This window comes from Luteimonas sp. R10 (genome assembly GCF_045689605.1).
Lineage (GTDB): Bacteria > Pseudomonadota > Gammaproteobacteria > Xanthomonadales > Xanthomonadaceae > Luteimonas.
The window spans coordinates 122787-147953 of the sequence record NZ_CP141262.1 but is presented as its reverse complement, the minus strand read 5'-3'; the positions used below and the strand labels follow the sequence as shown (position 1 = coordinate 147953).

Genomic DNA, 25167 nt, shown 5'->3' with positions numbered 1-25167 from the left:
ACGTAGATCCGTGGCCGTTCGCTTCCGGGTCGCGGCCGGGACAAATCCGGGCCGTCCCGACATTCGCTCGTGATATGGGCAACCCATGGTCGGCAGCCTGTCGCGACTTCCGTCGCTCCCACAGGAGTCAGCTGGGCTGGGCTTGGATGTCGTCGGGCAGTGCGCGCCAGGCGGCGATGACCGCGTCGGGGGCGATGTCGGCCACGCGACTACGTTCGCCCTCCTCGCCGCCCAGCACCGCGATCGGGCCGGCGCCGATCGGCCGCCACTTCGACGGCGGCGCGGCGCCGAACAACACCACCAGCGGGCAGTCCAGCGCGGCGGCGGCGTGCGCCGGGCCGGTGTCGACCGACACCAGGCTGTGCGCCTGCTCCAGCAATGCGAACAGGCGCGGGATGGGCAGGTCGTTGGCGAGATTGCGCACCTGCGGGCGATGGCCGGCGGCGGCGCGGATGTCCTCGAGCACCGCATGCTCCGGCGGCGAGCCGCACAGCAGCACTTGCGCGTCCGGCAGCTCGGCCAGCACCGCATCGGCCACGGCCGCCCAGTTGCCGGGATCCCAGTGCTTGGGGTGGTCGGCGGTCATCACCTTGCCGCGCTTGTGGGTGCGCTTGTTGCCGGGCTGGAACAGCACCAGTGGTCCCCGCAGGTCCTCGCGCTCGCGCCAATGCGCCAATGCTTGCCGCGACGGCTCCGGGACGACCAGCCGCGGCAGGCGGAACTGCGCCGCGTCCACCTCGGCGGTCGCATAGCGCCGCGCCGGATCGCGTTGGCCGAACGACAGCCAGCGATCCGGCCACAGCATCTCGGCGCCGATCTCTTCCGCGTCGCGCTCGACCAGGTCGTCGGGGTGCACGCCGCCGCGCGCCAGCAGGCGCCGCATTTCCGGGTCGGTATCGCACAGGTAGACCGGTCCGCGCCCACGGGTCCGCAGCCAGCGCACCAGCGCCCACTGGCTCGGGCACAGCGGGTACGGCGTCTTGCGACTGGTGACCAGCTGCAGGTGGCCGAGGGTCGGCGCGTGCGCCAGCACCGGCGCGGTCCAGGCGCCCGAGCTGACCACGTCGACCGGGCTTTCGTGACGCGCCGCCACCAGGCGCATCAGCGTGGTCAGCATGACCATGTCGCCGAGCGCGCCGCAGCGGACGATCAGCGGCGGTGCCGTCGCCGCCTGTCCGTTCACGGTCACCAGCGCAGCCTCCTTTTCGCGATCTCGCTGCCGATCCGCGCCAGCAGCGCGCGCGCATCGCCCTCGGGCAGGTAGCGGATCCGCAGCGGCGGCGCCAGCGTGCCGGCGCCGGCGCTGTCGAGCCACAGCGAGGCCATGCCGAAGCGGCGGTCGAGCGGCGATTGCCGCAGCTGCAGCGCCTGCAGCTTGTCGAGCTCGGCGAAACGCCAGTGCCGCGACCACCAGCCTTCGCGAACCGCGACCAATTGGTCGTCGAACGCGTAGCCGGCGCGGCGCGCGTGCTGGCGCGCGACGAACGCCGACCACGGGATCCACAGCAGCCCGAGCAGACCCCAGGGGCCGAAATGCCAGGCCAGCGCCGCGGCCAGCAGCAACGCGAATGCGGTTCCGCCCAGCGCCAGCCGCCACCAGGCGCGCGGATGCAACGGGCGCCAGCCGGGTGGCGGCCAGGCCGCCTGCGGCAGCAGGTGGCGCACCAGCTCATCGCAGGTTTCCGGCGTCGCGATCGGCGCCAGCTCGCTCAGGCCGCGCTCCTCGTTGCCCTGCTCGACGACCGCGGTATCGATGCCCAGGCTGCGGCGGCGAAGCAGGCGGTGCAGGACGCCTTCACGCAGCGTCCAGGCCTGGATGCGCCGGCGCGGCACGCTGTTGCGGCGGCGCGTGAGCAGTCCGCGGCCGACGGTCAGGCGGCGGCCGTGCTGTTCCAGGCGGAAGCCGTGGTACTGCACCAGCGCCAGCGCCACCGACAGCAGCCGCACCAGCGCCAGCGCCAGCAGCACCAGGGCGGCGATCGCGACGCCGCGCCCGAACCAGTCGCCGCCGAGGCCGCCGGCATAGCCGAACGCCTCGCGTGCCAGCCGCGCGAACGCGTCGCCGGCCATGCGGTCCGGCAGGACCTGCCAGGACAGCGCGAACGCGCCGGCGACCACCACCATCCCGCGGTTCGAGACCAGCCCCAGCCGCACCACCTCCGAGGTCGGCAGCGCCAGCAGCAGATCGCCTTCGGCGGCGTCCGCGGCGACGCCGTCGGTGGCCGCCGCCGTGCCGCCGCGCCGGCGCACCAGCCGCTCGAGCGCCAGCGCCTCGTCCAGCCGCAGCACCTGCATCCGCGCCTCGGGCTTGTTGCCGCTGGCCGATTCCAGCCGCACCTCGGCCACCTCGAACATCCGGTGCAGCAGCGACTGGTGCACGGCGACGTCGTGGATGCGCGAGAACGGCACCTGGCGCAGGCTGCGCTCGAACAGCCCGCTGCGCACGAACAGGCTGTCGCTGCCGATCCGGTAGCGGTAGGTGAAATAGCGCCACAGCGACAGCAGCGCGATCGCCGCGACCGCGATCATCGCAGGGACCATCTGGTAGCCGTTGCCGCGGCCGCCGAAGAGCAGCAGCGCGACCAGCGGCACCAGGAACTGCTTGAGCTGCGCGATCAGCACGAACAGCCACGACAGCGGGTGCAGCCGGCGCTCGCCGCCGGCGGGCGGGGACTCGTCCGCCGACGGATCCGGCACGGGCGGCTCAGGCGTCGTCATCGTCGTGCTCGACCCGTTGCGCGAGATGGTCGCGCAGGCGTTCGGCGTCGCCGGCGTCCAGGCCCGGCACGGTGACCGCGCTCTGCCGGGTGCCGGCGGTGTGGATCACCAGCGTCGCCAGCCCGAAGCGCCGCTCCAGCGGCCCGCGGCTGATGTCCAGGTGCTGCACCCGCGATCCGGGCACCCGGGTCTCGCTGCGCCACAGCCTGCCGCGGCGCAGGGCGAAGCCGTCGTCGTCCAGCAGCCAGTGGGTGTACCGGTACTTCTTGTGTCCGAGCCAGATCGCGAACAGCGTGAGCGACACCCAGGCGACGACCGCCGCGGCCAGCAGCTCTGGCCGCGGCACCACGGCCGCGCCGAGGACGCCCAGCGCGATCAGCGCGATCAGCGAGGGGACGCCGGCACCGAACCCGCCGGCGAGCATGAACAGCGTGCGCGCCTGCGGCGGCAGCGGCTGCCAGCCGCGGTCGCCTTCGGGCACGTCCGGTCCATCCGGCGCGCTCAGGCCGAGGTCCTCGATGTCGATCATGCGGGCGTCTTCTCGTAGGGATTGGGTTGGCCGCTGCCGGCCGGGCGCCAGCGCCAGCGCTTGTAGGTCCACTGGTACTGCGCCGGGTCGCGGCGGGCGATGCGCTCGACCGCGGCGTTGAGCGCGGTGGTGGCCACGCGCGGATCGGGATCGGCGATCGCCGCGGGCGCCGGCTCGATCCGCAGCGCGAAGCTCGGCTCCGGGCCGATCCGCTCGCAGTAGGCGAACAGCACCGTGGCGCCGGTGCGCGCGGCCAGGCGGCCGAGCAGGGTCATGGTGAGCGCGTCCATGCCGAAGAACGGCACGTACTCGCCGTCGCCGACCTTGGGCTGCTGGTCGGGCAGGATGCCGGTCACGCCGCCGCCCTTGAGCAGGCGCAGCAACTGCCGCACCGCGGGCGGGCCTTCCGCGCGAACCTGCGTGACCTGCGCGCCGGCGTCGGCGCGCACGCGGCGCAGGAAGGCCTCGCCGATCGCCGCGTCCGGCGGCCGGTACAGCACCGAGATCGGCGTGCGCGAGGCCAGCCACTGGTTGAGCAGCTCCCAGTTGCCGTAGTGCGGCGCGGCCACGATCAGGCCGCGGCCGGACGCCAGGGCGGCGTCGAACAGCGCCGTGCCCTGGGTCTGGCGGATCAGCGCCAGGTTCTCCGGGTGCGGCCGTGTCCAGAAGCGCAGCGTCTCCAGGAACTGGCGCGCGGTGGTGCGCAGGACCGCGCGATGCCACTCGTCGCGCTGCTGCGGCAGCAGCTCCGGGTAGGCGATTTCCAGGTTGCGCCGCGCCACGAAGCTCTCGCGCGCATCCAGCCGCCGCCACAGCCAGGCCAGCGCATCGCCGACGCGGTACAGCGCCGGCCACGGCAACCGGCCGAACGCGGAGGCGAGCAGATACAGCAGGCGGGCGGCCAGTTCGGTCATGGCCGGCAGTCTAGCGGGAGTGGGCGGAGCGCGAGAGGAGCGGGAAAGAGCAACCGGAACGGGAGGACGAAGTTGAGCAGCAAGGAGGAAGGCGAGCAGCAAACAGGGCGGAGCAGACGCCGGACAAGTCGGGCAAGCCGACTAGAGCCAGGGAAGCCGACGGGAGCCGAGGGAAGCCGAGAAATTATCCGCACGTCATCCCGGCGAAGGCCGGGATCCAGTTGCTCTCCGTGACGTCCAATCCGGATGACCAGCCTTCGGCTGTTGCAAAGCGCCTCCGGCTGCGTCGGGATGACGAGCAAAAGCCGGCCGTACTCGGCATGACGAGAAAGGCATTACGCTTTCCGACGCCCGACGCCCGACGCCCGACGCCCGACGCCCGACGCCCGACGCCCGACGCCCGACGCCCGATTCCCGCCCATGCTCAGTCTCATCCAGCGCGTCACCCATGCCGGCGTCAGCGTCGAAGGCGACACCGTCGGCGAGATCGGCCCCGGCCTGCTCGCCCTGGTCGGCATCGAGCCGGGCGACGGCGAGCCGCAGGCGCGGCGCATGGCCGAGCGCCTGCTCGGCTACCGCGTGTTCGCCGACGATGCCGGGCGGATGAACCGTTCACTGGCCGACACCGGCGGCGGGCTGCTGCTGGTGAGCCAGTTCACGCTGGCCGCCGATACCCGCTCGGGCATGCGGCCGGGATTCGGCACCGCCGCCGCCCCGGCGGAAGCTGAACGGATCTTCAGTCTTCTTGCGACGATCTGTCGCGAAAAGCATCCCAAGGGGGTGGAAACCGGCCGCTTCGGTGCCCATATGAAGGTCAGCTTGGTCAACGACGGTCCGGTGACTTTCCTGCTCAGAGCATGAGGGGCTTCGAATGACACTCCGCGCGGCGGCGCGATCGGGAAGATCGCACGCCTGTTTTCTTCCTGGCGCGGTGGAAACCGGCCACTTCGGTGCCCATATAAGGTCAGCCTGGTCAACGACGGCCCGGTGACCTCCCTGCTGCGGTCCTGACCACCCGTCCCGCAGCGGTCGAATCGCGCCCGCCGGGACGGCGGGGCGCCACGGCTGGTATAATTACGGGTTCACTTTTTCCATCTGCCTGGTAGCGCAATCCTATGGCCAACGAACGTCAGACGGCACCGCAGTCCGACATCAAGCAGCTGATCAGCAAGGGCCTGGAACAGGGCTATCTGACCTATGCCGAGGTCAACGATCACCTGCCCGACGACCTCGTCGATCCGGAGCAGATCGAAGACATCATCGGCATGATCAACGGCATGGGCATCGCGGTCCACGAGACCACGCCCGATGCCGAGACGCTGCTGCTCGCCGGCGAGTCCAGCGGCAACCGCGACGTCGACGACACCGCCGCCGAAGAGGCCGCGGCCACGCTGACCGCGCTCGATGCCGAGGGCGGCCGCACCACCGACCCGGTGCGCATGTACATGCGCGAGATGGGCACGGTGGAGCTGCTGACCCGCGAGGGCGAGATCGCGATCGCCAAGCGCATCGAGGAAGGCCTGAACCAGATGCTGGCCTCGCTGGCGAGCTTCCCGTGGTCGGTCCAGCTGCTGCTGGAGGACTTCGAGCTGCACAAGGCGGGCAAGAAGCGCCTGGCCGAGATCGTGGTCGGCTTCAACGACCACCTCGAGGAGGAAGCGGCCGCCGCCGCCGAGGACGACGACAAGCCGTCCGCGAAGCCGTCCGCCAAGGACGACAGCGACGACGATGCCGACGACGACGATGACGCCGACGACAGCGCCGAGGAGGCCGGCCCCACCGGTCCGGATCCGGAGGAGGTCGCGCGGCGCATGGAAGTGCTGGCGCAGCTGTACGCCAAGTTCCAGAAGACCTATGCCAAGCAGGGCCCGAGCCACAAGACCGCGCTGAAGCTGCGCGAGGAGATGGCCGCGCAGGTGATGACCCTGAAGCTGCCGCTGCCGCTGGTCGACACCCTGGTGCGCAAGCTGCGCGAGGTGGTGGGCGAGATCAAGGACCACGAGCGCCGCATCCTCGACCTGTCCACGCGCGTGGCGAAGATGCCGCGCAAGGACTTCCTGCGCGCCTGGGACGGCAACCAGACCAATACGGACTGGGTCGACGAGATGCTCAAGCGCAAGCAGAAGTGGTCGTCGGGCCTGCGCGAGGTCAAGGACCAGATCATCGCCGAGCAGGAGTCGATCGCTTCGATCGAAAAGGCGATGAGCGTGACCCTGGCCGACCTGAAGGAGATCAACCGCACGATGGCCTATGGCGAGGCCAAGGCGCGCAAGGCCAAGAAGGAGATGGTGGAGGCCAACCTGCGCCTGGTGATCTCGATCGCCAAGAAGTACACCAACCGCGGCCTGCAGTTCCTCGACCTGATCCAGGAGGGCAACATCGGCCTGATGAAGGCGGTCGACAAGTTCGAGCACCGCCGCGGCTTCAAGTTCTCGACCTACGCCACCTGGTGGATCCGCCAGGCGATCACCCGCTCGATCGCCGACCAGGCGCGCACCATCCGCATTCCGGTGCACATGATCGAGACGATCAACAAGCTCAACCGCATTTCCCGGCAGATGCTCCAGCAGTACGGCCGCGAGGCCACGCCGGAGGAGCTGGCCAAGGAAATGGAGATGCCCGAGGACAAGATCCGCAAGGTGATGAAGATCGCCAAGGAGCCGATCTCCATGGAGACCCCGATCGGCGACGACGAGGACTCGCACCTGGGTGACTTCATCGAGGACATCAACGTCGAGTCCCCGGTCGAGGCCACCACCAACATCAACCTGTCCGAGACCGTGCACGGCGTGCTCGCCGGCCTCACCCCGCGCGAGGCCAAGGTGCTGCGGATGCGCTTCGGCATCGACATGAACACCGATCACACCCTCGAGGAGGTCGGCAAGCAGTTCGACGTCACCCGCGAGCGTATAAGGCAGATAGAGGCCAAGGCGCTGCGAAAGCTGCGCCATCCCAGCCGCTCGGAGCAGCTGCGGAGCTTCCTCGACATCGATTGACGCGGGCGGCCAGACACGGATGCCAGCAGCAGCCCCGCTTCGGCGGGGCTGCCTGCTTTCGTTCCCCTGCCGCGACGCGGCTCGCTCTTGTGGAAGCGACGGAAGTCGCGACTTCGACCGCTGCCCGAACTGCCTGTCGCGACTTCCGTCGCTCCCACAAGGGTGCTTTTTTGCCCGGCTACCCAATATCGTAGAAAAACTGCTCGCGCACGATCTTGCCGTCGCGCACCTGGTAGACGCAGATCTCCTCCATCGGCATCCGCCCCATGTCCTTGTAGGTCGCGTCGATGCCCATGGCGAGGCTGAACCAGTCGCCGGCGACCACGGGGTCGCTGACGCTGCCGCCATGGACCATCGATGATGGTCTCCATCCACTTGCGGCCCTTCTCGCGGATCGCGTCCATCCCCTTGACGTTGCCGGAGGCTCCCGCCGGCGACCCCTCCATCTCGATGCTCGCCGCGTCCGCGGCGTACAGCTCCTCCTGGGCCTGCTCGTACTTGCCCTCGCGGCACAGCGCGACCAGGCGTTCGGCGACTTGCTGGGTGTTCATGGTTCGGCTCCGGACGGGTGGAGTGCGCAGTCTATCCAGGCCCGTCGCATGGATTGAGATGATCGAGCGGCGATCGCCAGGCGCATCAGGCGGCGCCTGTCCGTAGAGCGTGGCCCGCTCCGGTGCGCGCCGATTGGCCTGGCACGTGGTCGCAACCCCGGCGGCGGAAAAGTGGATAATTCCGCAGCGGCGGGCCTGTAGCTCAATGGTTAGAGCAGAGGACTCATAATCCTTTGGTTCCAGGTTCGAGTCCTGGCGGGCCCACCATCGGTCGTCTGCTCTACGTCGGCGACGCGATGCCCCATCACGTGATTCCGGTCCAGCGTCGCCCCCCGCGAACGTCTACGCCGCCCTGTCGACCGTCGAAGGCGTCGCCGGCTGGTGGACGCAAGACACCCAGGGCGCTTCCGAGCCCGGCGGCTCGATCGAGTTCGCCTTCAACACCGCGCGCGGGTACGCATGGGATCGCATCGACCCGGCCCTGCAGGGATTCGACGGGATGCCACAGGCGGGAAACGCCACCTGACATCGCGACTCCGCCAACCAGGCGCATCGATGCACTGATCACCGAATACGGCGCGACGCGGTTGCCCGGCCCGTGGTCCGCGAGTCACGGCCGAAGCCGGCCCGTTCAGGCGCGGATGGCCGCCAGGAAGCGTTCGCGGTGCTGCTCGGTGCGGCGGCGGACCTCGGCCAGCGCGTCGCTTTCGGTCGCTTCCAGCATCGCTTCGAACAGCCGCTGGAAGTGGCGGTGCATCGCGCGCCGGGCCGCCGCCGGGTCGCGCGCGCGCAGGGCGTCCAGGATCGCGCCGTGCTCGCGCATGCGATCGCCGGCGTCGTGGTGGCAGACGCGCGCGTACACCGCGCTCACCTGCGGCAACTCGTCCCGCATCCGCCAGATCGAGCGCACCGTGTACTCGATCACCGGGTTGCCGGTGATCTGGGCGATGCGCATGTGGAACGCGCGGTCGGCCTCGCCCGCGGTCCGGTCGCTCGCGTCCGGCCGCGACATGGCCCGGACCAGCTCCTCCAGTTCGAGAAGTTCCTCGTCGGTGATCAGGCTGGCCGCCAGCGCGGCCGCCTCGGCTTCTATCACCGAGCGCGCGGCCGTCACGTCGAAGGCGGACACGTCCGGCAGCGCGCCCACGGCATCGGTGCGCTGGCGCACGTACACCCCCGATCCGATCCGGATCGAGAGCAGGCCGCGCGCCTCGAGCGCGATCTCCGCCTCGCGCACCGTCACCCGGCTCACGCCGAAGCGTTCCGCCAGGTCGCGCTCGCCCGGCAGCCGCGATCCGGGCGGGAACTCGCCCGAATCGATCAGCTTCAGCAATTCGGCCGCGACGGACTGGTAGAGGCGATTGTCGGTCATGTCCGAATCATAGCGGCACCGGCGCACCGATGGTCAGAAGCGGTACCGGACACCGAGGTAATAGCGTCGCCCGTAGCCGTGGTACTCGTGGAAATTGCCGAGCACCGGCATGTCCGAGATCCTCGGCTCGTCGGTCAGGTTCGAGGCTTCCAGCGAGAACGACAGGTGATCGGTGGCCCGCCAGGTGGCGCGGAAGTCGACCGTGCCGCCGCCGTGGATGTAGCGGTTCTGGGACGGTGCGCCGACGAAGCGCTGGTAGTACTCCGAACGGTACTTGTAGATCGTCTGCAGTTCCACGGGGCCCAGCGTCCAGTACACGGATCCCGAGGCGACGTGCTTCGACAGGCCGAAGATGTTCGCCGGATCGACCAGCCCGGGGGTGATCTCGCCGGTCTCCGGATCGATCTGGTCGCCGAGCCGCAGGTCGTGGTTCTCGAAGTTGGAGTCGGCGTAGTTGTAGCTGGCCTTGACGCCCATGCCGTCGAACGGCGCCGGCAGGTACGAAAAGCGGTGCGAACCGGTCAGCTCCACGCCGAACAGATCGCTCTTCTTGTCGGTCGTGGCGTACTGCTCGACCGGCACCACCACCGTTTCGCCGTCGATCACGAAGGTTTCGTCGATCACCGTCGGAATGTCGCCGCCGGTGAACTGCTTGTAGTAGACGGCGGCGCTGAGCAGTGAATCGGGATTCGGGTACCACTCGAACGAGACGTCGCCGTTCCAGGACAGTAGCGGCCGGGTGCTCGGGTTGCCGGTAGCGGTGATGTTGTCGATCGCGTCGCCGATGCTGGTGAAGTCGCCGTCTTCCACGTCGATGGTCCGGCCTGCGCCCATGGCGCTCAGGTCCGGCCGCGCCATGGCGCGATACACGCCGAAGCGCAGGATCTTGTCGTCGCTCAGCTCGAGTGCGGCGTTGAAGCTCGGCAGCAGCACGTCGTTGGACGCCTTGATCACTTCGGTTTCGAAATCGCCCGTGGGGTCGATCGTGATCGTGCCGTCTGGATTGCGCGTCACGTCCAGATCGCTGCGCAGTCCCGCCGAGCGAACGTCGGTCTTGACCCAGCGCGCGCCGAAGTTGCCGGTTACCGGCAGGCCGAACCATTCCGATGCGAACTCGCCCATCAGGTAGATCGCCGTCGTCTTTTCGCCGATATCGTTGTTGGCGGGGTCGCGCAGGTCGTCGTTGCGCCCCGTGTCGTCCACCCCGGCCAGGGCGGCGAACAGGCAGCGGGAGTCGAACGTGGCCCAGCGGTCGATCGTGTTGCCGCTGGCTTCGTCGAGGAAGTCGTCCTGCGGGAAGGCGTTCCGGCAGGCGATGTTGGCGTCGCGGACCAGATCGCGATCGGCGTTGATCTCGACCCGGTCGTCGTAATCGCGGTAGTCCGACGCCGCATACCGCACGCCCGACTTCACCACCGTCAGGAAGCCGTCTTCCGGAAAGTAGCTGCCGTCGAAGCGGAACGCGCGCAGCGTGTGCTCGCGCAGCTGCTCGTCGCGGCGCAGGCGCGGGACGTCGCTGAAGTTCTCCCAGCGGGTGATGTCGAAGGCCGGGTCGATGATCACCGACGGCACGTCGCCGTGGTAGTCGTACCGGTAGTTCACGCGCCGCGAGTCGACGATGCCGGCGACGTCCTCGCCGTTGATGTCCTCGTCGTCGGCGCGCAGGCGCGTGGCCCAGTCGTTCTCGGTGCGCAGGGTGTGCGAGTAGGCGAGGTCGGTCGAGAACAGCCATGCGGCGCTCGGGCGCCACTGGAAGTTGAGTCCGGTGCCCTCGTACTCCTCGGCGCGGATCTTGTAGTTGGAATTGGTTTCGATGGCGCTCTGGCCCGCGAACGAGCGCAGCGCGCCGTTGTCGTCGAACACCGGGTCGGAGATGAAACGGCGGCCCTCCGACAGCACCAGTTCGCTGCGGTCCTCGGTGAACGTCCGGTCCGACCATTGGTAGTCGAAGTTGACCTCCATCGTGTCGTTGGGCTGCCACTGCAGCGCCGCGAACACCGCGTCGCGCTCGTCGTGCTCGACGATCTGGCGATAGGTGCGGCCGTTGGGCATGAGGAAGAACGGGTTGCCGGCGCTCTCGCTGCCGGGCTCGATGCCGCTGCAGTTGGAATTGGACGGCGCCACCGTCGCGTCGCAGGCGGTCCAGGTGGAGCTGGTGGCCGCCACTTCCTCCGGGTTGCTGCTTTCCAGACTCTGCACGCCGAGCGACAGCCCCAGCCTGCCGCCGTTGGCGAACTCGAACTGGTCGAGATAGCTGGCCGTCCCGCGCCAGCCGGCGCCATCGCCGTCCTCGAGCTTGCGGTCGTATTCCGGATAGGTGGCGCGCCCTTCCAGCTGGATGCGGCGCTCGCCGAAGGACAGCGGCTTGACCGTCTCCATGTTGATCGTGCCGGCGATGCCGCCCTCGATGAAGTCGGCCCGCTGGGTCTTGTAGATCTGCACCGTGTTGATCAGCTCCGACGGGAACTGGTTGAAGTTCACCGAGCGGTCGCCGCTGCCGTTGGTGGCCTCGCGGCCGTTGAAGCTGGCCGAGCCCAGGAACGGGCCCAGGCCGCGGATCGAGATCTCGGTCGCGCCGCCCTTCTCGCGATGGGTGGACGCGCCGGTGATGGTCTCGATCGCCTCGCCGATGGACAGCGCCGGCAGGTCGCCGATGTCCTTGGCCGACAGCGCGTCCGAGATCACGGTCGCGTCGCGCTTGGTCTGGATCGAGGACTGGATCGAGCCGCGGATGCCGGTGACCACGACCGTGTCCAGCTGGGTCGGATCGGCCGCCGCCTGCGCGGGGGGCGGCGGCGATTGCGCGGGCGGGTTCTGGTCGGACGCCGGGTTCGCCGGCGATGGGGAGGCAGCGTCCTGGGCCAGGGCGGCCCCGGCGCACGTCCCGGCGCAAAGCGCGCAGAACAGGGCGTTCGCGAGGGGCGATGGACGGAATCGACGTGGCTGACGTGGCGCTTGTGGGTAACGCATGCTCTCCTCCCGGGGTCTGCCCGTGTCTTCGGGGCTCGGCGGGAGAGTTCACCTATTGCAGGCCAATGTCAAACGATTGGTCGTACGATTTCATGGATATTGGACAGGCCGTTATTCGGAGAAATGATGTGCACCTGCAGCATAGTTTGCCAGCAGCTTTGTATACCAGTTAACGTATATTGGACAGGCCAATCATCGGCGCGACACTCTGGCGCGATCGCTGGGATTCGGAGGGAGGTGGCATGCGCAAGTTCAAGGCGGTTGCGCTCGTGGGGGTGGTCCTGCTCGCGGCAGGCCTGCAGGCACAGGCCGAGGAGCGGCTGGTCCACGATCCCGCGGCCTTCGCCGAGGCAGTGGGCGGCCTGCAGCCGGGCGACACCCTGGTGCTGGCCGATGGCGAATGGCGCGATTTCCAGGTCCTGTTCTCCGGCAAGGGCACCGCGGACCGCCCGATCACCCTCACCGCGCAGACGCCGGGCAAGGTCGTGCTCACCGGCCGCTCCAACCTGCGCATGGCCGGCGAACACCTCGTGGTGTCGAACCTGGTGTTCCGCGACGGCTGGTCGCCGACCGGCGAGGTGTTCTCGTTCCGCCGCACGCCGAAGGCGCGCGCCAACCACAGCCGCGCCACCGGCATCGTGATCGACCGCTTCAACAACCCCGACCGGCGCCAGTCGGACCACTGGGTCGCGCTGTACGGGCGCCACAACCGCTTCGACCACGGGCACCTGGTCGGCAAGAGCAACGCCGGGACCACGATGGTGGTGGTGCGGGACGAAAGGCAGGGGCTCGACAACCGCCATCGCATCGACCACAACTGGTTCGGGCCGCGCCCGAACCTGGGCTCCAACGGCGGCGAGACCCTGCGCGTGGGCACCAGCCACGATTCGCTGTCGGATTCGCACACGGTGGTCGAGGACAACTGGTTCGAGCGCTGCGACGGCGAGGTCGAGATCGTCTCCAACAAGTCCGGCGGCAACGTCTACCGGCGCAACGTCTTCCATCGCTCGCAAGGCGCGCTGGTGCTGCGCCACGGCGACGGCAACCTCGTCGAGGACAACGTCTTCCTGGGCGGCGGCAAGCCGCATACCGGCGGCGTGCGGGTCATCAACCGCCGCCAGACCGTGCGCAACAACCATTTCCAGGGCCTGCGCGGCGACGGTTTCGCCTCCGCGCTCAGCGTGATGTACGGCGTGCCGGATTCGCCGCTCAACCGCTACGTCCAGGTCGACGGCGCGGTGATCGAGGGCAATACCTTCGTCGACGTGGACAGCATCCTGTTCGGCACCGGCATGGACGAGGAGCGTTCGCTGGCGCCGGTGAACAGCCGTTTCGAGAAGAACCTGATCGTCGGCGACACCGATCCGGTCGAGGTGCTCGGCGACCCGTCCGGCATCGCGTTCGCCGGCAACGTGCAGAGCCCCGCGGCATCGCCGCACCTGCCGGGCGGCGTGCAGGGCCGCCGGGTGGACATGCGCAGGGCGGCGACCGGGCTGCAGGTGCCGGCGGCGCCGCTGGAGGCGGGCGCGCGGCCGGCGCTGCGTCCGATCCCGCGCGACGAGGTCGGCGTGCCGTGGTATCCGAAGGAGGCGACGGAACCGGGCCTGGACACCGGCGCGACGCTGCAGGTCGAGCCGGGCGAGGGCACGCTGTCGCGTGCCGTCGCGCGGTCGTCCGCCGGCGACCGCATCGCGCTGGCGCCCGGCCGCCATCTGGTCGACGAAGTGCTGCCGGTCGCGCATCCGCTCACCATCGCCGGTCCGGCGAGCGGCGGGGCGACCATCGCCTTCTCGCGTTCGGTGCTGTTCGAGATCGCGCGCGGCGGCAGCTTGAAGCTGGAGAACGTGGCGGTGGTGGGCAGCGCCGCCCCCGACCAGGCGGGCAACGCGGTGATCCGCACGCGGCCCGGTTCCGGCGCGGCGAACTACGCGCTGGTGCTGGAGAACGTGGGGATCAGCGGCCTGGAGGTGAACCGGGCCTTCGACGTCATCGCCCTGGGCAAGGACACCCTGGCCGATGCGGTGACGTTGCGCCGGGTCGAGGTCGACGGCATCACCGGCTCGGTGCTCGCCGCCGCGTCCGAGACCGACGACCGCGGCACCTACAACGCCGAACGGGTGACGATCGTGGATTCGCATTTCTCGCGGGTAGGCGGCCCGGCGGTGGACCTGTATCGCGGCGGCACCGACGAGAGCACCTTCGGGCCGGAACTGCGCATCGCCCGTTCGCGATTCGATCGCGTCGGCGGCGGCGACGTGCCGAGCCTGCGCCTGCACGGCGTGCAGCGCGCCGAACTCATCGGCAACGCATTCGAGCGCAGCGGCGGCGTGCGCTTCGTGCGGACGGTGGGCGAGCCGGTGCTGCTCGCTTCGGACAACCGGTTCGCCGACTCGCCCGGCATCGCCTCGGACGTGCCGGCCGGAGCGGTGCGATGAGGCGAATCGTCGCATGTCTGGCGATCGTGCTGGCCGTGACGGCGCATGCGCAGCCGGAACCGGAGCCTGAGGTTTCCGCAGCTTCTTCCGGATCGGCTCAGGCTTTCCCCCCCTTTGAAAAAGGGGGGCTGGGGGGATTTGCTCGGCGCCCGGCGCAAGCAACAGCAAGAGCGAATCCCCCTCGATCCCCCTTTTTCAAAGGGGGAGGAAAAGCGCGACCGGTGCTGGTCGGCGAGCCCGACTGGCGGCGCATGCGTGCCGAAGGCGCGAGCGCACCGATGTTCGCCGCCGAGCAGGCGCGGGTGGAGCGGGTCGTACGCGCGGCGATGGCGCAGGGCGTCGTGGTGCCGGTGCCGAAGGACCCCGGCGGCGGCTACACGCACGAGCAGCACAAGCGCAACTACCTTGCATTGCAGGGCGCCGGTGCCCTGTACCGGCTGACCGGCGATCGTGCCTATGCGGAGTTCGCGCGCGAAATGCTGCTCGAGTACGCGCGGCTCTATCCGGTCCTGGGGCCGCATCCGGCGCGGCGCAGCGAGCAGGCGTCCGGGCGCCTGTTCTGGCAGCAGCTCAACGATTCGGTGTGGCTGGCGCATGCGATCCAGGGCTATGACGCGATTCGCGATGCGCTGCCCCCCGCCGACCGCGAGCGCATCGACGAGGACGTGTTCCGGCGCATGGCGCGTTTCCTCTCCGAAGGCACGCCCGACCGCTTCAATGCCATCCACAACCACGCGACCTGGGCGACGGCCGGCGTGGGCATGACCGGCTACGTGCTGCGCGATCGCGACCTGGTCGACAAAGCCCTGCTCGGCACGGCGAAGGACGGCCAGGGCGGCTTCCTGGCGCAGGTCGATCGGCTGTTCTCGCCGGACGGCTACTACGCCGAAGGCCCCTACTACCAGCGCTATGCGCTGGCGCCGTTCGTGATCTTCGCCAGCGCGATCCAGCGCAACGAACCGCGGCGCCGCATCTTCCGGCGCAAGGACGGCGTGCTGCTCAAGGCGGTCGACACCCTGGTGCAGACCAGCTACGCGGGCTACTTCTTCCCGATCAACGACGCCATGCCCGACAAGGGCCTGGATACCGAGGAGCTGGTCGCGGGGGTCGCCATCGCCTATGCGCAGACGCAGGACGCGCGCCTGCTCTCGGTCGCGCAGCGGCAGGGCCGCACCGTGCTCACGCCCGAAGGCCTGCAGGTCGCCCGGGGCATCGCCGAGGGGCGCGCGCAACCGTTCGCGTTCCGGCCGCTCATGTTGCGCGACGGCGCGGACGGCGACCGCGGCGGCCTGGCGATCCTGCGCATGGGCGGCGGGCGTCCCGACGACGAGCATGGCCAGGCGCTGGTGATGAAGAACACCTCGCAGGGCATGGGCCACGGCCACTTCGACAAGCTGAACTGGCTCTTCTACGACAACGGCCGGGCGGTGGTGACCGATTACGGCGCCGCGCGCTTCCTCAACATCGAGGCCAAGGCCGGTGGCACCTACCTGCCCGAGAACACCAGCTGGGCGAAGCAGACAGTCGCGCACAACACCCTGGTCGTCGACGAGCGCAGCCATTTCGACGGGGACTGGAAGCGGGGCGAGGCGCATGCGCCGGAGCCGCTGCTGTTCGAGGTGGAGGGCAGCGGGGCGAGCTCCGCTCAATGGACGGGTGCCGATGCGGAGACGCAGATCGCCTCCGCGCGCATGCGCGGCGCCTACGAGGGCGTGGCGTTCACCCGTACGCTGGTGCTGGTCGGGCATCCCGACCTGCCGTTCCCCGCGGCCATCGACCTGCTGCACGTGGAGGGCGCCGGACCGGCGCGCTACGACCTGCCCCTGCATTTCGACGGCCATCTCATGTCGGTCGGCTTCGAAGCGCAGCGCCACAGTGCCGTGCGGCCGGTGCTGGGCGCGCGTGCCGGCTACCAGCACCTGTGGCTGGACGCGGAGAGCGACGCTTCGGCCGCGGCCCGCTCGCTGACGTGGCTGCTGGACGGCCGCTTCTATACCTACCGCTTCGGCGCCAGCGCGCCGAGCCGCGCGCTGCTGGTGGAAAGCGGCGCCAACGACCCGGACTTCAACCTGCGCCGCGAGCAGGCGCTGATCCGGCGGATCGACGGTGTAGGCGACGCGACGTTCTTCGGCGTGCTCGAGCCGCATGGCCGGTACGACGGCACCGTCGAGACCGTGCACGGCGCGGCGAGCCGGATCACGCGGATCGCGCACGTCCGCGGTGACGCCGCCTCGGTGATCGTGCTCACCCTGTCCACCGGCAACACGCTCGCACTGGCGGTGGCCGACGAGCCCATGCAGGACCGCGCCCACCGGGTGACGGCCGGCGGCCGGACCTACGAATGGAAGGGCGCCTGGGCGCGCTTCGACCAGCAGGCCGAGCCCGCGCGCTCCGCCGCGCCCACCACCGAGGAAACCCCATGACGAAGCGATCCGCAGTGCGCTGGGTCATCATCGGCCTGATCGCCGTGGCCACGGTGATCAACTACATCGACCGCAACGCGCTGGCGGTGATGTGGCCGGAAATCTCCGGCGACATCGGCGCCACCAAGGAGGACTACGCGCTGCTGGTGACGGTGTTCATGCTGTTCTACGCCGCGGGGCAGGTCGGGTTCGGGCGCCTGTTCGACATCATCGGCGTGCGCTTGGGATTCGCGCTGTCGATCGCGGTGTGGTCGATCTCGATCGCGCTGCACGCCGTCGCCAACTCGATCCTGTCGTTCAGCGTGTTCCGCGCATTGCTGGGCGTGAGCGAGGCCGGTGCCTGGCCGGGCGCGGTGAAGGCCAACGCCGAGTGGTTCCCGGCGCGCGAGCGCGCCTTCGCCCAGGGCATCTTCAATGCCGGTGCGTCGATCGGCGCGATCGTGTCGGCGCCGTTGATCGCGCTGCTGTTCCTCGCCTTCGGCTGGAAGGGGACCTTCCTGCTCATCGGTGCGCTGGGTCTGGCCTGGCTGCTGCCGTGGCTGATCGTGTATCGCGCAGGACCCGACAAGCATCCCTGGGTCAGCGAGGCCGAACGCGTGCTGATCCTGGATGCGCCCGTGGATGCCGGCCCGCAGCCGCCGGCGTACGCCCCCGGCATGCGCGAGCTGATGTCGCATCGCCAGAGCTGGGGCATCGTGCTGGCGCGCTTCTTCCTCGATCCGATCTGGTGGCTGTTCGTCTCGTGGCTGCCGATCTATCTCGCCGAGACGTTCGGCTTCGACGTCAAGCAGATCGGCCTGTTCGCCTGGGTGCCGTACGTCGGCGCGATGCTGGGCAGCCTGTTCGGCGGCTGGCTCTCGGGCCGGTTGATCGTGCGCGGCTGGAGCGTGCACCGCGCGCGCAAGTGGACCATCACCCTGGGCGGCGCGGTCATGGCGCCGGCGCTGCTCGGCGCGGTGCTGGCGGCCGAGCCCGCGGTCGCGGTGCTGACGATCGCGGCGGTGCTGTTCGGGTTCCAGGTCGCCATCGGCAACATCCAGACGCTGCCGGGCGACGTGTTCCGCGGCAGTTCGGTCGGTTCGCTGGCCGGCATCGGCGGCCTGTTCGCCGTGGCCGGCACCTTGATCACCACCTGGCTCGTACCGGTGATGACCAAGCAGTCGTTCGCACCGATCTTCATCCTGGTCGCGGCCCTCGTTCCGTTGTCGCTGGCGTCGATCTGGTGGCTCACCGGCCGCATCGAGCGGTTGGACCGGGCGCCGGCGCAGGACTGATTCCCCTCCCCAATGCAACAACAACAACCAGGACCTCCAATCATGGATTTCAAAGACAAGGTGGCGATCGTCACCGGTGGCGGCCGCGACATCGGCCGCGCAGTCTCGCTGAAGCTGGCCGCGGCCGGCGCCAGGGTCTGCATCAACTACGCCCACGACGAGGCCAGCGCGCAGGACACGTTGAGCCGGATCCAGGCGGCCGGCGGCCAGGCCATCGTCCACCGCGCCGACGTTTCCCGGAGCGAGGGCGTCGCGGAACTGGTCGCGGCGGCCCGGTCGGCGTTCGGCGACCGCATCGACGTCCTGGTCAACGTGGCCGGCGGCATGGTCGCGCGCAAGAAGCTGGCGGACATCGACGAGGCCTTCTTCCACAAGGTCATGGACCTGAACCTGAAATCGGTGCTCCTGACCACCCAGGCGGTGGTGCCGCACATGGGCGAAGGCGCGGCGATCGTCAATTTCGCCTCGCTGGCCGGCCGCGACGGCGGCGGTCCCGGCGCGGCGATGTATGCCACCGCGAAGGCCGCGGTGATGACCTTCACCCGGGCGATGGCCAAGGAGCTGGGGCCGCGCGGCATCCGTGTCAACTCGCTGTGCTGCGGCATGATCGCCACCCGCTTCCACGACGAGTTCACCAAGCCGGAAGTGCGCGCGGCCGTCGCCAACGCCACGCCGCTGCGCCGGGAAGGGCGCCCCGAGGAGGCCGCCGACACCGCCGTGTACCTGGCGTCCGGCGCGGCCGGCTTCATCAACGGCGCCAACGTCGACGTCAACGGCGGCGCGTTCTTCTCCTGAGCCTGCCCGCGGCCTGTCGGCAGGCCAAAGAACGGCTTTCAGGCACCTCCGACGGTCGTCCGGGGCCTGTTGACGCTTCCCGAGCAGGTCGCGCCTCGCGCCGGGCCTGAAGGTGCGCGGGGCAAGGAAGAACGAAGGCGCGTATGTCGATACGCAACCGAGTGATGACGCCGCTCCGCACAGTCTCAGGCCCGGCCCCCGGACCGGGGCGGGCCAGTCGCGACTTCCCGGCAACAGCATGCTGTTGCCACTCCCACAAGAACCAGGCCCGCGTGCCTCTGGTCGGCTCTTTGTGGGAGCGACGGAAGTCGCGACGCCGCGAATCCTGCCGCCTTCGCAGAGCAGGTTCCGGCAGGCCCTAGAGCAATTTCGTGTCAGAGCGTTTACGCATGTCGCGAGAATTTCTCCCTCGCCCCGCAAGCGGGAGAGGAAGCGTCCGGCGGCATATGTAGACGCCTGACATGAAATTGCTCTGGATCCAGGCCGCGTCGCGTCTGGCGCGAATCGCCGCGCTCGCCCGCGCTCGTTCCGGGTAAAACCCGGGAAGGCGCGGATATACGCCACCGTACTGAAGGCGGTCGTCGCGCGCGCTTGATGCCCGTCAAGGCAGTTTTCGCCCGGTGCTGGCAAAGTGTGCGATTCCCTGCATGCGAGAAGACATGAATCGACCCTCCTCATTCGACCGCGAACAGCTGCTGGCCTGCGCCCGCGGCGAGATGTTCGGCGCCGAGAACGCGCGCCTGCCGCTGCCGCCGATGCTGATGTTCGACCGCATCACCGAGATCTCGGCCGAGGGCGGCCGCTACGGCAAGGGCGTCATCCGCGCCGAGCTCGACGTCAGGCCGGACCTGTGGTTCTTCGACTGCCATTTCCGCGGCGATCCGGTCATGCCCGGCTGCCTGGGGCTGGACGCGATGTGGCAGCTGTGCGGCTTCTATCTGCCGTGGCTGGGCGAGACCGGCCGCGGCCGGGCGCTGGGCGTGGGCCAGGTAAAATTCACCGGGCAGGTGCTGCCCGAGGCCAAAGTGGTCGGCTACGAGGTCGACATCCGCCGGGTGATGCGCGGCAAGCTGGCGCTGGTCATCGGCGAGGGCCGCACGCTGGTGGACGGGCGCGAGATCTACACCGCCGCGGACCTGCGCGTGGCGCTGTTCCGCTCGACAGAGGGTTTTTGAGATGCGTCCGCTCGAGACGAAGCTTGCCGAAACGAAGCCTGCCCAGGCCAGGCGTGTCGTGGTGACCGGTTTGGGCGTGGTGTCGTGCCTGGGCAACGCGGCCGACGAGGTCGCCGAATCGTTGCGCCTGGGCCGGGCCGGCATCCGCGCCGTGCCCGAATACGCCGAGCTCGGTCTGCGCAGCCAGGTGGCCGGGGTTCCGCAGATCGACCTGGCGGCGCAGATCGACCGCAAGCTGAAGCGCTTCATGGGCGATGCCGCCGCCTACGCCTACGTGGCGATGCGCGACGCGATCGCCGACGCCGGGCTCGACGAGGCGACCCTGCACGACCCGCGCACCGGCCTGATCGCCGGTTCCGGCGGCGGATCGCCGCAGTGGCAGATCGAGACCGCCGACCTGCTGCGCAACCGCGGGGTGCGCAAGATCGGCCCGTACATGGTGCCGCGCTCGATGGGCTCGACGGTCTCGGCCACGCTGTCCACCGCGTTCGGCATCCGCGGCGTGAGCTATTCGATCTCGGCCGCCTGCGCCACCTCGGCGCACTGCATCGGCGCCGGCGCCGACATGATCCGCCACGGCATCCAGGACGTGGTGCTGGCCGGCGGCGGCGAGGAACTGCACTGGGCGATGACCGCGCAGTTCGACGCGATGGGCGCGCTGTCGACGCGGCACAACGACACCCCGGCTACCGCTTCGCGCCCGTACGATGCCGACCGCGACGGCTTCGTCATCGCCGGCGGCGGCGGCATGCTGGTGCTGGAGGAATACGAGCATGCGCGCGCGCGCGGCGCCGGCATCCTCGCCGAACTGGTCGGCTACGGCGTCACCTCGGACGGCGTCGACATGGTGGCGCCCTCCGGCGAGGGCGCGGTGCGCTGCATGCGGATGGCGATGGAGGGCATGGCGGGGCGCGCGACCGGCGGCATCGACTACCTCAACACCCACGGCACCTCGACCCCGGTCGGCGACGTGATCGAGCTGCAGGCGGTGCGCGACGTGTTCGGCGCCGACGTGCCGCCGCTGTCGTCGACCAAGGCGCTCAGCGGCCATTCGCTGGGCGCGGCCAGCGTGCACGAGGCGATCTACTGCCTGCTGATGATGCAGCGCGGCTTCATCGCCGGTTCGGCCAACATCGAACGCCCGGATCCGAAGGTGGAGGGCTACCCGATCGTGCGCGCGAGCCGTGACGCCAGGCTCGACACGGTGATGTCGAACAGCTTCGGTTTCGGCGGCACCAATGCCAGCCTGGTGTTCGCGCGCGTCGATTGAGCCGTTCCCGACCCGCGCCAGGCCTCCCCATGGATGGCGCTCGTCTGGCGCGCCCGGATCGAGGCTGCGGCCTCGTCGCCGGTGCCGATCACCCGCCTGCGGCGACGGCCGGGTCATCGCCGTAGGCGGATCCGCTCCGGCGCCGGCGATCGCCGGCGCCGGCCTGCGGCCGGAGCGGAGCGCCTTGACTGAACGGCGATTCAGGTCTCCGGCCGCGTCAGCGCGTCCACGCCGGTGCGAACGACCGCTCGGCGCACCCGGCTTAGCGGAAAAATCACGGCGGAGTCACGATCATGCGCCGTTGGGTATTTCGAGGGCTTCCGTGTGAAGCGACGACAACTGCTGTCCGCCGCCCTCTCGGGGCCGCTGGCGTTCGGGCCGGCCGCGCGCGCATTCGCGCGACCGGCTGTCGATCCCGTCGCGGCGACAGCGTTCGACGACGGCACCGTACCCGCGCTGGCGCGGCGCTTGGCGGCCGCGCCCTACCGGCAACCGGTGGCCGACCTGCCGCCTGCGCTCGATGCGATCGGCTACGACCAGTACCGCGACTTCCGCTACAAGGCGGCACGCGCGCTGTGGCGGGAGGACGGCCTGCCGTTCCAGGCGCAATTCTTCCACCGCGGGTTCCTGTTCAAGGACCGGGTGGCGGTGCACGTCGTGCACCGCGGCCGCTCGCGGCCGTTCGCGTTCTCCACCGACCTGTTCGACTATGCGCCGCAGCCGGTGCCGGAGCTCGACGACATCGGTTTCGCCGGTTTCCGCCTGCATGCGCCGCTGAACGAACCGGGGCGCTTCGACGAGCTGTGCGTGTTCCTCGGCGCCAGCTATTTCCGCGCGCTGCCGCGCGGGCTCGGCTACGGGCTCTCGGCGCGCGGGCTGGCGCTGGGTACCGGCGAACCGGAGCCGGAGGAATTCCCGGCCTTCCGCGCGTTCTGGCTCGAGCAGCCGGACGCGGGCGCCGACCACATCGTGGTGCATGCGCTGCTCGACAGCCCGTCGGTGGCCGGCGCGTTCCGCTTCCGCGTCGCGCCGGGGGCGGAAACGGTGTTCGACGTCGATGCGCGGCTGTTCCCGCGCCGCGCCCTCGCCCTGGCCGGCATCGCGCCGCTGACCAGCATGTTCCACTTCGACGCCGGCGACCGCGTCGGCATCGACGACTGGCGCCCGGCGGTGCACGATTCCGACGGCCTGGCGCTGCTGACCGGCGCCGGCGAGCAGGTGTGGCGGCCGCTGGCCAATCCGTCGGTGCTGCAGCACAGCGGCTTCCAGGAACGCGATCCGCGCGGCTTCGGGCTGATGCAGCGCAAGCGCGCGTTCGCCGATTTCCTGGATGCCGAGGCCGCCTACGAGAACCGGCCGAGCCTCTGGGTCGAGCCGCTCGACGATTGGGGCGAGGGCGAGGTGCACCTGGTGGAGATCCCGACCGCCGACGAGTACCACGACAACATCGTCGCCTTCTGGCGCCCGCGCGCGCCGCTGGCCGCCGGCGGCGAGTCGCGCTGGCGCTACCGCCTGCACTGGTGCGACCGCCACGAGTGGAAGCCGGCGCTGGCGACGGTCGCCGCCACCCGCACCGGCAAGGCGGCCGATGGCGCGCGCCTGTTCGTGATCGACTGGCAGGGCGGATCGCTGGCGCGGCTGGCCGACGATGCCGAGCCGCCGCTGCAGGCCAGCGCCTCGGCCGGCGAGCTGCGCAATGCGGTGGCCTACCGCAATCCGCGCACCGGCGGCTGGCGTTCCAGTTTCGAACTGGCGCCCGGCGATGCCGCCGCGATCGAGCTGCGACTGGTCCTCGGCGAGCCGTCGCGGCCGCTGTCGGAGACCTGGCTGTACCGATGGACGCCATGAGTTCCGTGTCCGCGCCGCTGCCGCCGGAGTCGCCGCTGCCGATGCCCGTGCAGTCGCTGCGCGAAGGCCGCATCGCGGCGCGGCGCCTGCCGAGCGCCCCGCCGGCGATGCGCTGGCGCCGCGGCGCGGTGATCGGCATCGCCGCACTGCTGACCTTCGTGGCCACCTACCAGATCTGGTGGCTGCTGCGCGGCGACGGGATCGACCTGCTCGAAGGCCTGCTGCTGGTGATCTTCGTGGCGCTGTTCGCCTGGATCGTGCAGACCTTCGTCGGCACCCTGGCCGGATTCGTGGTGATGCTGCAACGACGGCCCGGGCGGCTGGGGCTGTCGCCGCATACGCCGCTGCCGGCGCCGGCGTCGCCGACCGCCCTGCTGCTGCCGACCTACCACGAGGATCCCGCGCGGCTGATGGCCGGGCTGCAGGCGATGCACGAATCGCTGGCGCGGACCGGGCATGCGGACAAGTTCGATTTCTTCGTGCTCAGCGACAGCCGGCGGCCGGAGGTCCAGGCCGCGGAGGCGCGCGCGTTCGCGGCGTTGCGCGCGCGGCTGGGCGATGGCGCACGGATCTGGTACCGGCTGCGCGAGGACAACCGCGAACGCAAGGCCGGCAACATCGCCGAGTGGGTGCGGCGCTGGGGCGGCGCCTGGCCGCAGTTCGTGATCCTCGACGCCGACAGCCTGATGACCGGCGATACCCTGGTGCGGCTGGCGGTCGCGATGGAGCGGCACCGCGACGTCGCGCTGATCCAGACCCTGCCGCTGATCGTCAACGGCACCACCCTGTTCGCGCGCATGCAGCAGTTCGCCGGGCGCATGTTCGGCCAGGTGATGGCCTACGGCGTCGCCTGGTGGCATGGTGCCGAGAGCAACTACTGGGGCCACAACGCGATCATCCGCACCGCGGCGTTCGCCGCCCATGCCGGCCTGCCGCCGTTGCGCGGGTTCGCCCCGTTTTCCGGCCACGTGCTCAGCCACGATTTCGTCGAGGCGGCGTTGCTGCGCCGCGGCGGCTGGGCGCTGCACATGGTGCCGGGCCTGCCCGGCAGCTACGAGGAGGGGCCGCCGTCGCTGACGGACATGCTGGTGCGCGATCGCCGCTGGTGCCAGGGCAACCTGCAGCACGCCGCGGTGCTGCCGGCGCGCGGACTGCACTGGGTCAATCGCTGGCATCTGCTGATCGGCATCGGCCACTACATGACCGCGCCGCTGTGGGCGATGCTGATGCTCGTCGGCATCGCCATCCCGCTGCGACAAGGCTTCGACGGCGACCGCTACTCGGCGGCCGCCTACTGGCTGGCGCAGGACGCCGATCGCTTCCTCTGGGTGTTCGCGCTGACGATGTCGATGCTGCTGGCGCCGAAGTTCCTGGGCTACGTGGCGAGCATGGCCGATCGCGAGACGCGGCGGGGCTGCGGCGGCGCGCTGCGGGCGGCGGTCGGCGTGCTGCTGGAGATCGTGCTCGCCGCGCTGATGGCGCCGGTGACGATGTACGTGCAGTCGCGCGGGGTGGCCGGGGTGCTGGCGGGCAAGGATTCGGGCTGGGATCCGCAGCGGCGGGACGACGGCAGCCAGCCGTTCCCGGCGCTGCTGCGCAGCTATGGTGGCGCCACCGTGATGGGGGTCGTCTCCGGGGCGATCGCGTACGCGGTCTCGCCCGGCCTGGCGGCGTGGATGTCGCCGGTCATCGTCGGGCTCGGGCTGTCGATCCCGATCGTGATGCTCACATCGTCGCGCGCGACCGGCCAGCGCCTGCGGCGCTGGCGCCTGCTGTGTACGCCGGAGGAACTGGCGCCGCCGCCGCTGCTGCTGCGGGCGGCCGAGTTGCGCACCGCACCGCCTGCCGCCATCGAACCGGCCGAGCGCACGGCGGCGGCGTGACCGCGGCGCCGCCA

17 protein-coding genes, 1 tRNA gene and 1 pseudogene are annotated in these 25167 nt (G+C 70.1%); 11 read left to right on the top strand and 8 right to left on the bottom strand.

Annotation, left to right across the window (positions count from 1 at the left end; genetic code table 11):
* Window positions 1-127: 127 nt before the first annotated feature.
* The 4 genes from U3649_RS00640 to U3649_RS00625 are packed head-to-tail and all read right to left on the bottom strand — an operon-like array spanning window position 128 to window position 4161.
* On the bottom strand, window positions 128-1189 hold the full coding sequence (locus U3649_RS00640) for a glycosyltransferase family 9 protein (RefSeq protein ID WP_407352976.1): 1062 nt from the start codon (window positions 1187-1189) through the stop codon (window positions 128-130).
* Window positions 1186-2718, bottom strand: coding sequence for a PH domain-containing protein (locus U3649_RS00635; protein ID WP_407352975.1), 1533 nt, complete (start codon window positions 2716-2718; stop codon window positions 1186-1188). Before U3649_RS00635 ends, U3649_RS00640 begins: the two co-directional genes overlap by 4 nt.
* The gene (locus U3649_RS00630) at window positions 2705-3247 is read right to left on the bottom strand and encodes a PH domain-containing protein (RefSeq protein WP_407352974.1); all 543 of its coding nucleotides are present in this window, start codon (window positions 3245-3247) and stop codon (window positions 2705-2707) included. Before U3649_RS00630 ends, U3649_RS00635 begins: the two co-directional genes overlap by 14 nt.
* Complete coding sequence (locus tag U3649_RS00625; RefSeq protein ID WP_407352973.1) at window positions 3244-4161, bottom strand: lauroyl acyltransferase; 918 nt, start codon at window positions 4159-4161, stop codon at window positions 3244-3246. The genes U3649_RS00630 and U3649_RS00625 overlap by 4 nt, the downstream gene beginning before the upstream one ends.
* 420 nt (window positions 4162-4581) lie before the next feature.
* On the opposite strand from U3649_RS00625, the gene dtd reads away from it, so the two are divergent.
* On the top strand, window positions 4582-5022 hold the full coding sequence (gene dtd, locus U3649_RS00620; protein ID WP_407352972.1) for a D-aminoacyl-tRNA deacylase: 441 nt from the start codon (window positions 4582-4584) through the stop codon (window positions 5020-5022).
* 254 nt (window positions 5023-5276) lie between these two features.
* Window positions 5277-7157 (top strand): RNA polymerase sigma factor RpoD, encoded by a 1881-nt coding sequence (gene rpoD, locus U3649_RS00615; RefSeq protein ID WP_407352971.1) that lies wholly within the window; start codon window positions 5277-5279, stop codon window positions 7155-7157.
* Between the two features lie 178 nt (window positions 7158-7335).
* Here rpoD and U3649_RS00610 read toward each other — a convergent pair whose 3' ends face one another.
* Complete coding sequence (locus U3649_RS00610; RefSeq protein WP_407352970.1) at window positions 7336-7512, bottom strand: SnoaL-like domain-containing protein; 177 nt, start codon at window positions 7510-7512, stop codon at window positions 7336-7338.
* Between the two features lie 64 nt (window positions 7513-7576).
* Window positions 7577-7708: pseudogene (locus tag U3649_RS00605) on the bottom strand (SnoaL-like domain-containing protein); the annotation flags it as partial.
* A 191-nt stretch (window positions 7709-7899) separates the two neighbouring features.
* On the opposite strand from U3649_RS00605, the gene U3649_RS00600 reads away from it, so the two are divergent.
* Window positions 7900-7975: transfer RNA gene (locus tag U3649_RS00600), tRNA-Ile, on the top strand.
* 364 nt (window positions 7976-8339) lie between these two features.
* On the opposite strand, the gene U3649_RS00595 is transcribed toward U3649_RS00600, so the two are convergent.
* Window positions 8340-9080, bottom strand: a complete 741-nt coding sequence (locus U3649_RS00595; RefSeq protein ID WP_407352969.1) for a FadR/GntR family transcriptional regulator — start codon at window positions 9078-9080, stop codon at window positions 8340-8342.
* Between the two features lie 33 nt (window positions 9081-9113).
* Window positions 9114-11825, bottom strand: coding sequence for a TonB-dependent receptor (locus tag U3649_RS00590; RefSeq protein ID WP_407352968.1), 2712 nt, complete (start codon window positions 11823-11825; stop codon window positions 9114-9116).
* A gap of 467 nt (window positions 11826-12292) precedes the next feature.
* On the opposite strand from U3649_RS00590, the gene U3649_RS00585 reads away from it, so the two are divergent.
* From U3649_RS00585 to mdoH, 8 genes are all read left to right on the top strand, one after another.
* Window positions 12293-14485: a chondroitinase-B domain-containing protein gene (locus tag U3649_RS00585; RefSeq protein WP_407352967.1), complete on the top strand. Its 2193-nt coding sequence runs from the start codon at window positions 12293-12295 to the stop codon at window positions 14483-14485.
* A 221-nt stretch (window positions 14486-14706) separates the two neighbouring features.
* The gene (locus tag U3649_RS00580; protein WP_407352966.1) at window positions 14707-16908 is read left to right on the top strand and encodes an alginate lyase family protein; all 2202 of its coding nucleotides are present in this window, start codon (window positions 14707-14709) and stop codon (window positions 16906-16908) included.
* Window positions 16905-18182 carry an MFS transporter gene (locus U3649_RS00575; protein WP_407352965.1) on the top strand — a complete coding sequence of 426 codons (1278 nt, stop codon included), beginning with the start codon at window positions 16905-16907 and terminating at the stop codon, window positions 18180-18182. Before U3649_RS00580 ends, U3649_RS00575 begins: the two co-directional genes overlap by 4 nt.
* A gap of 42 nt (window positions 18183-18224) precedes the next feature.
* Window positions 18225-18977, top strand: coding sequence for an SDR family NAD(P)-dependent oxidoreductase (locus U3649_RS00570; protein ID WP_407352964.1), 753 nt, complete (start codon window positions 18225-18227; stop codon window positions 18975-18977).
* Window positions 18978-19636: 659 nt separating this feature from the next.
* Window positions 19637-20152 (top strand): 3-hydroxyacyl-[acyl-carrier-protein] dehydratase FabA, encoded by a 516-nt coding sequence (fabA, locus tag U3649_RS00565; protein ID WP_407352963.1) that lies wholly within the window; start codon window positions 19637-19639, stop codon window positions 20150-20152.
* 1 nt (window position 20153) lies between these two features.
* The gene (gene fabB, locus U3649_RS00560; RefSeq protein ID WP_407352962.1) at window positions 20154-21422 is read left to right on the top strand and encodes a beta-ketoacyl-ACP synthase I; all 1269 of its coding nucleotides are present in this window, start codon (window positions 20154-20156) and stop codon (window positions 21420-21422) included.
* 324 nt (window positions 21423-21746) lie between these two features.
* Complete coding sequence (locus U3649_RS00555) at window positions 21747-23270, top strand: glucan biosynthesis protein (RefSeq protein WP_407352961.1); 1524 nt, start codon at window positions 21747-21749, stop codon at window positions 23268-23270.
* Complete coding sequence (gene mdoH / locus U3649_RS00550) at window positions 23258-25153, top strand: glucans biosynthesis glucosyltransferase MdoH (RefSeq protein ID WP_407352960.1); 1896 nt, start codon at window positions 23258-23260, stop codon at window positions 25151-25153. The genes U3649_RS00555 and mdoH overlap by 13 nt, the downstream gene beginning before the upstream one ends.
* Window positions 25154-25167 lie beyond the last annotated feature (14 nt).

Excerpts from the sequence above, each read along its gene's own strand:
- U3649_RS00635 (WP_407352975.1), bottom strand. The coding sequence starts at position 2,718 with ATGACGACGCCTGAGCCGCCCGTGCCGGATCCGTCGGCGGACGAGTCC.
- mdoH (WP_407352960.1), top strand. The coding sequence starts at position 23,258 with ATGGACGCCATGAGTTCCGTGTCCGCGCCGCTGCCGCCGGAGTCGCCG.
- U3649_RS00630 (WP_407352974.1), bottom strand. The coding sequence starts at position 3,247 with ATGATCGACATCGAGGACCTCGGCCTGAGCGCGCCGGATGGACCGGAC.
- U3649_RS00575 (WP_407352965.1), top strand. The coding sequence starts at position 16,905 with ATGACGAAGCGATCCGCAGTGCGCTGGGTCATCATCGGCCTGATCGCC.
- dtd (WP_407352972.1), top strand. The coding sequence starts at position 4,582 with ATGCTCAGTCTCATCCAGCGCGTCACCCATGCCGGCGTCAGCGTCGAA.
- U3649_RS00585 (WP_407352967.1), top strand. The coding sequence starts at position 12,293 with ATGCGCAAGTTCAAGGCGGTTGCGCTCGTGGGGGTGGTCCTGCTCGCG.
- U3649_RS00595 (WP_407352969.1), bottom strand. The coding sequence starts at position 9,080 with ATGACCGACAATCGCCTCTACCAGTCCGTCGCGGCCGAATTGCTGAAG.
- rpoD (WP_407352971.1), top strand. The coding sequence starts at position 5,277 with ATGGCCAACGAACGTCAGACGGCACCGCAGTCCGACATCAAGCAGCTG.
- U3649_RS00610 (WP_407352970.1), bottom strand. The coding sequence starts at position 7,512 with ATGGTCCATGGCGGCAGCGTCAGCGACCCCGTGGTCGCCGGCGACTGG.
- fabB (WP_407352962.1), top strand. The coding sequence starts at position 20,154 with ATGCGTCCGCTCGAGACGAAGCTTGCCGAAACGAAGCCTGCCCAGGCC.
- U3649_RS00570 (WP_407352964.1), top strand. The coding sequence starts at position 18,225 with ATGGATTTCAAAGACAAGGTGGCGATCGTCACCGGTGGCGGCCGCGAC.
- fabA (WP_407352963.1), top strand. The coding sequence starts at position 19,637 with ATGAATCGACCCTCCTCATTCGACCGCGAACAGCTGCTGGCCTGCGCC.
- U3649_RS00625 (WP_407352973.1), bottom strand. The coding sequence starts at position 4,161 with ATGACCGAACTGGCCGCCCGCCTGCTGTATCTGCTCGCCTCCGCGTTC.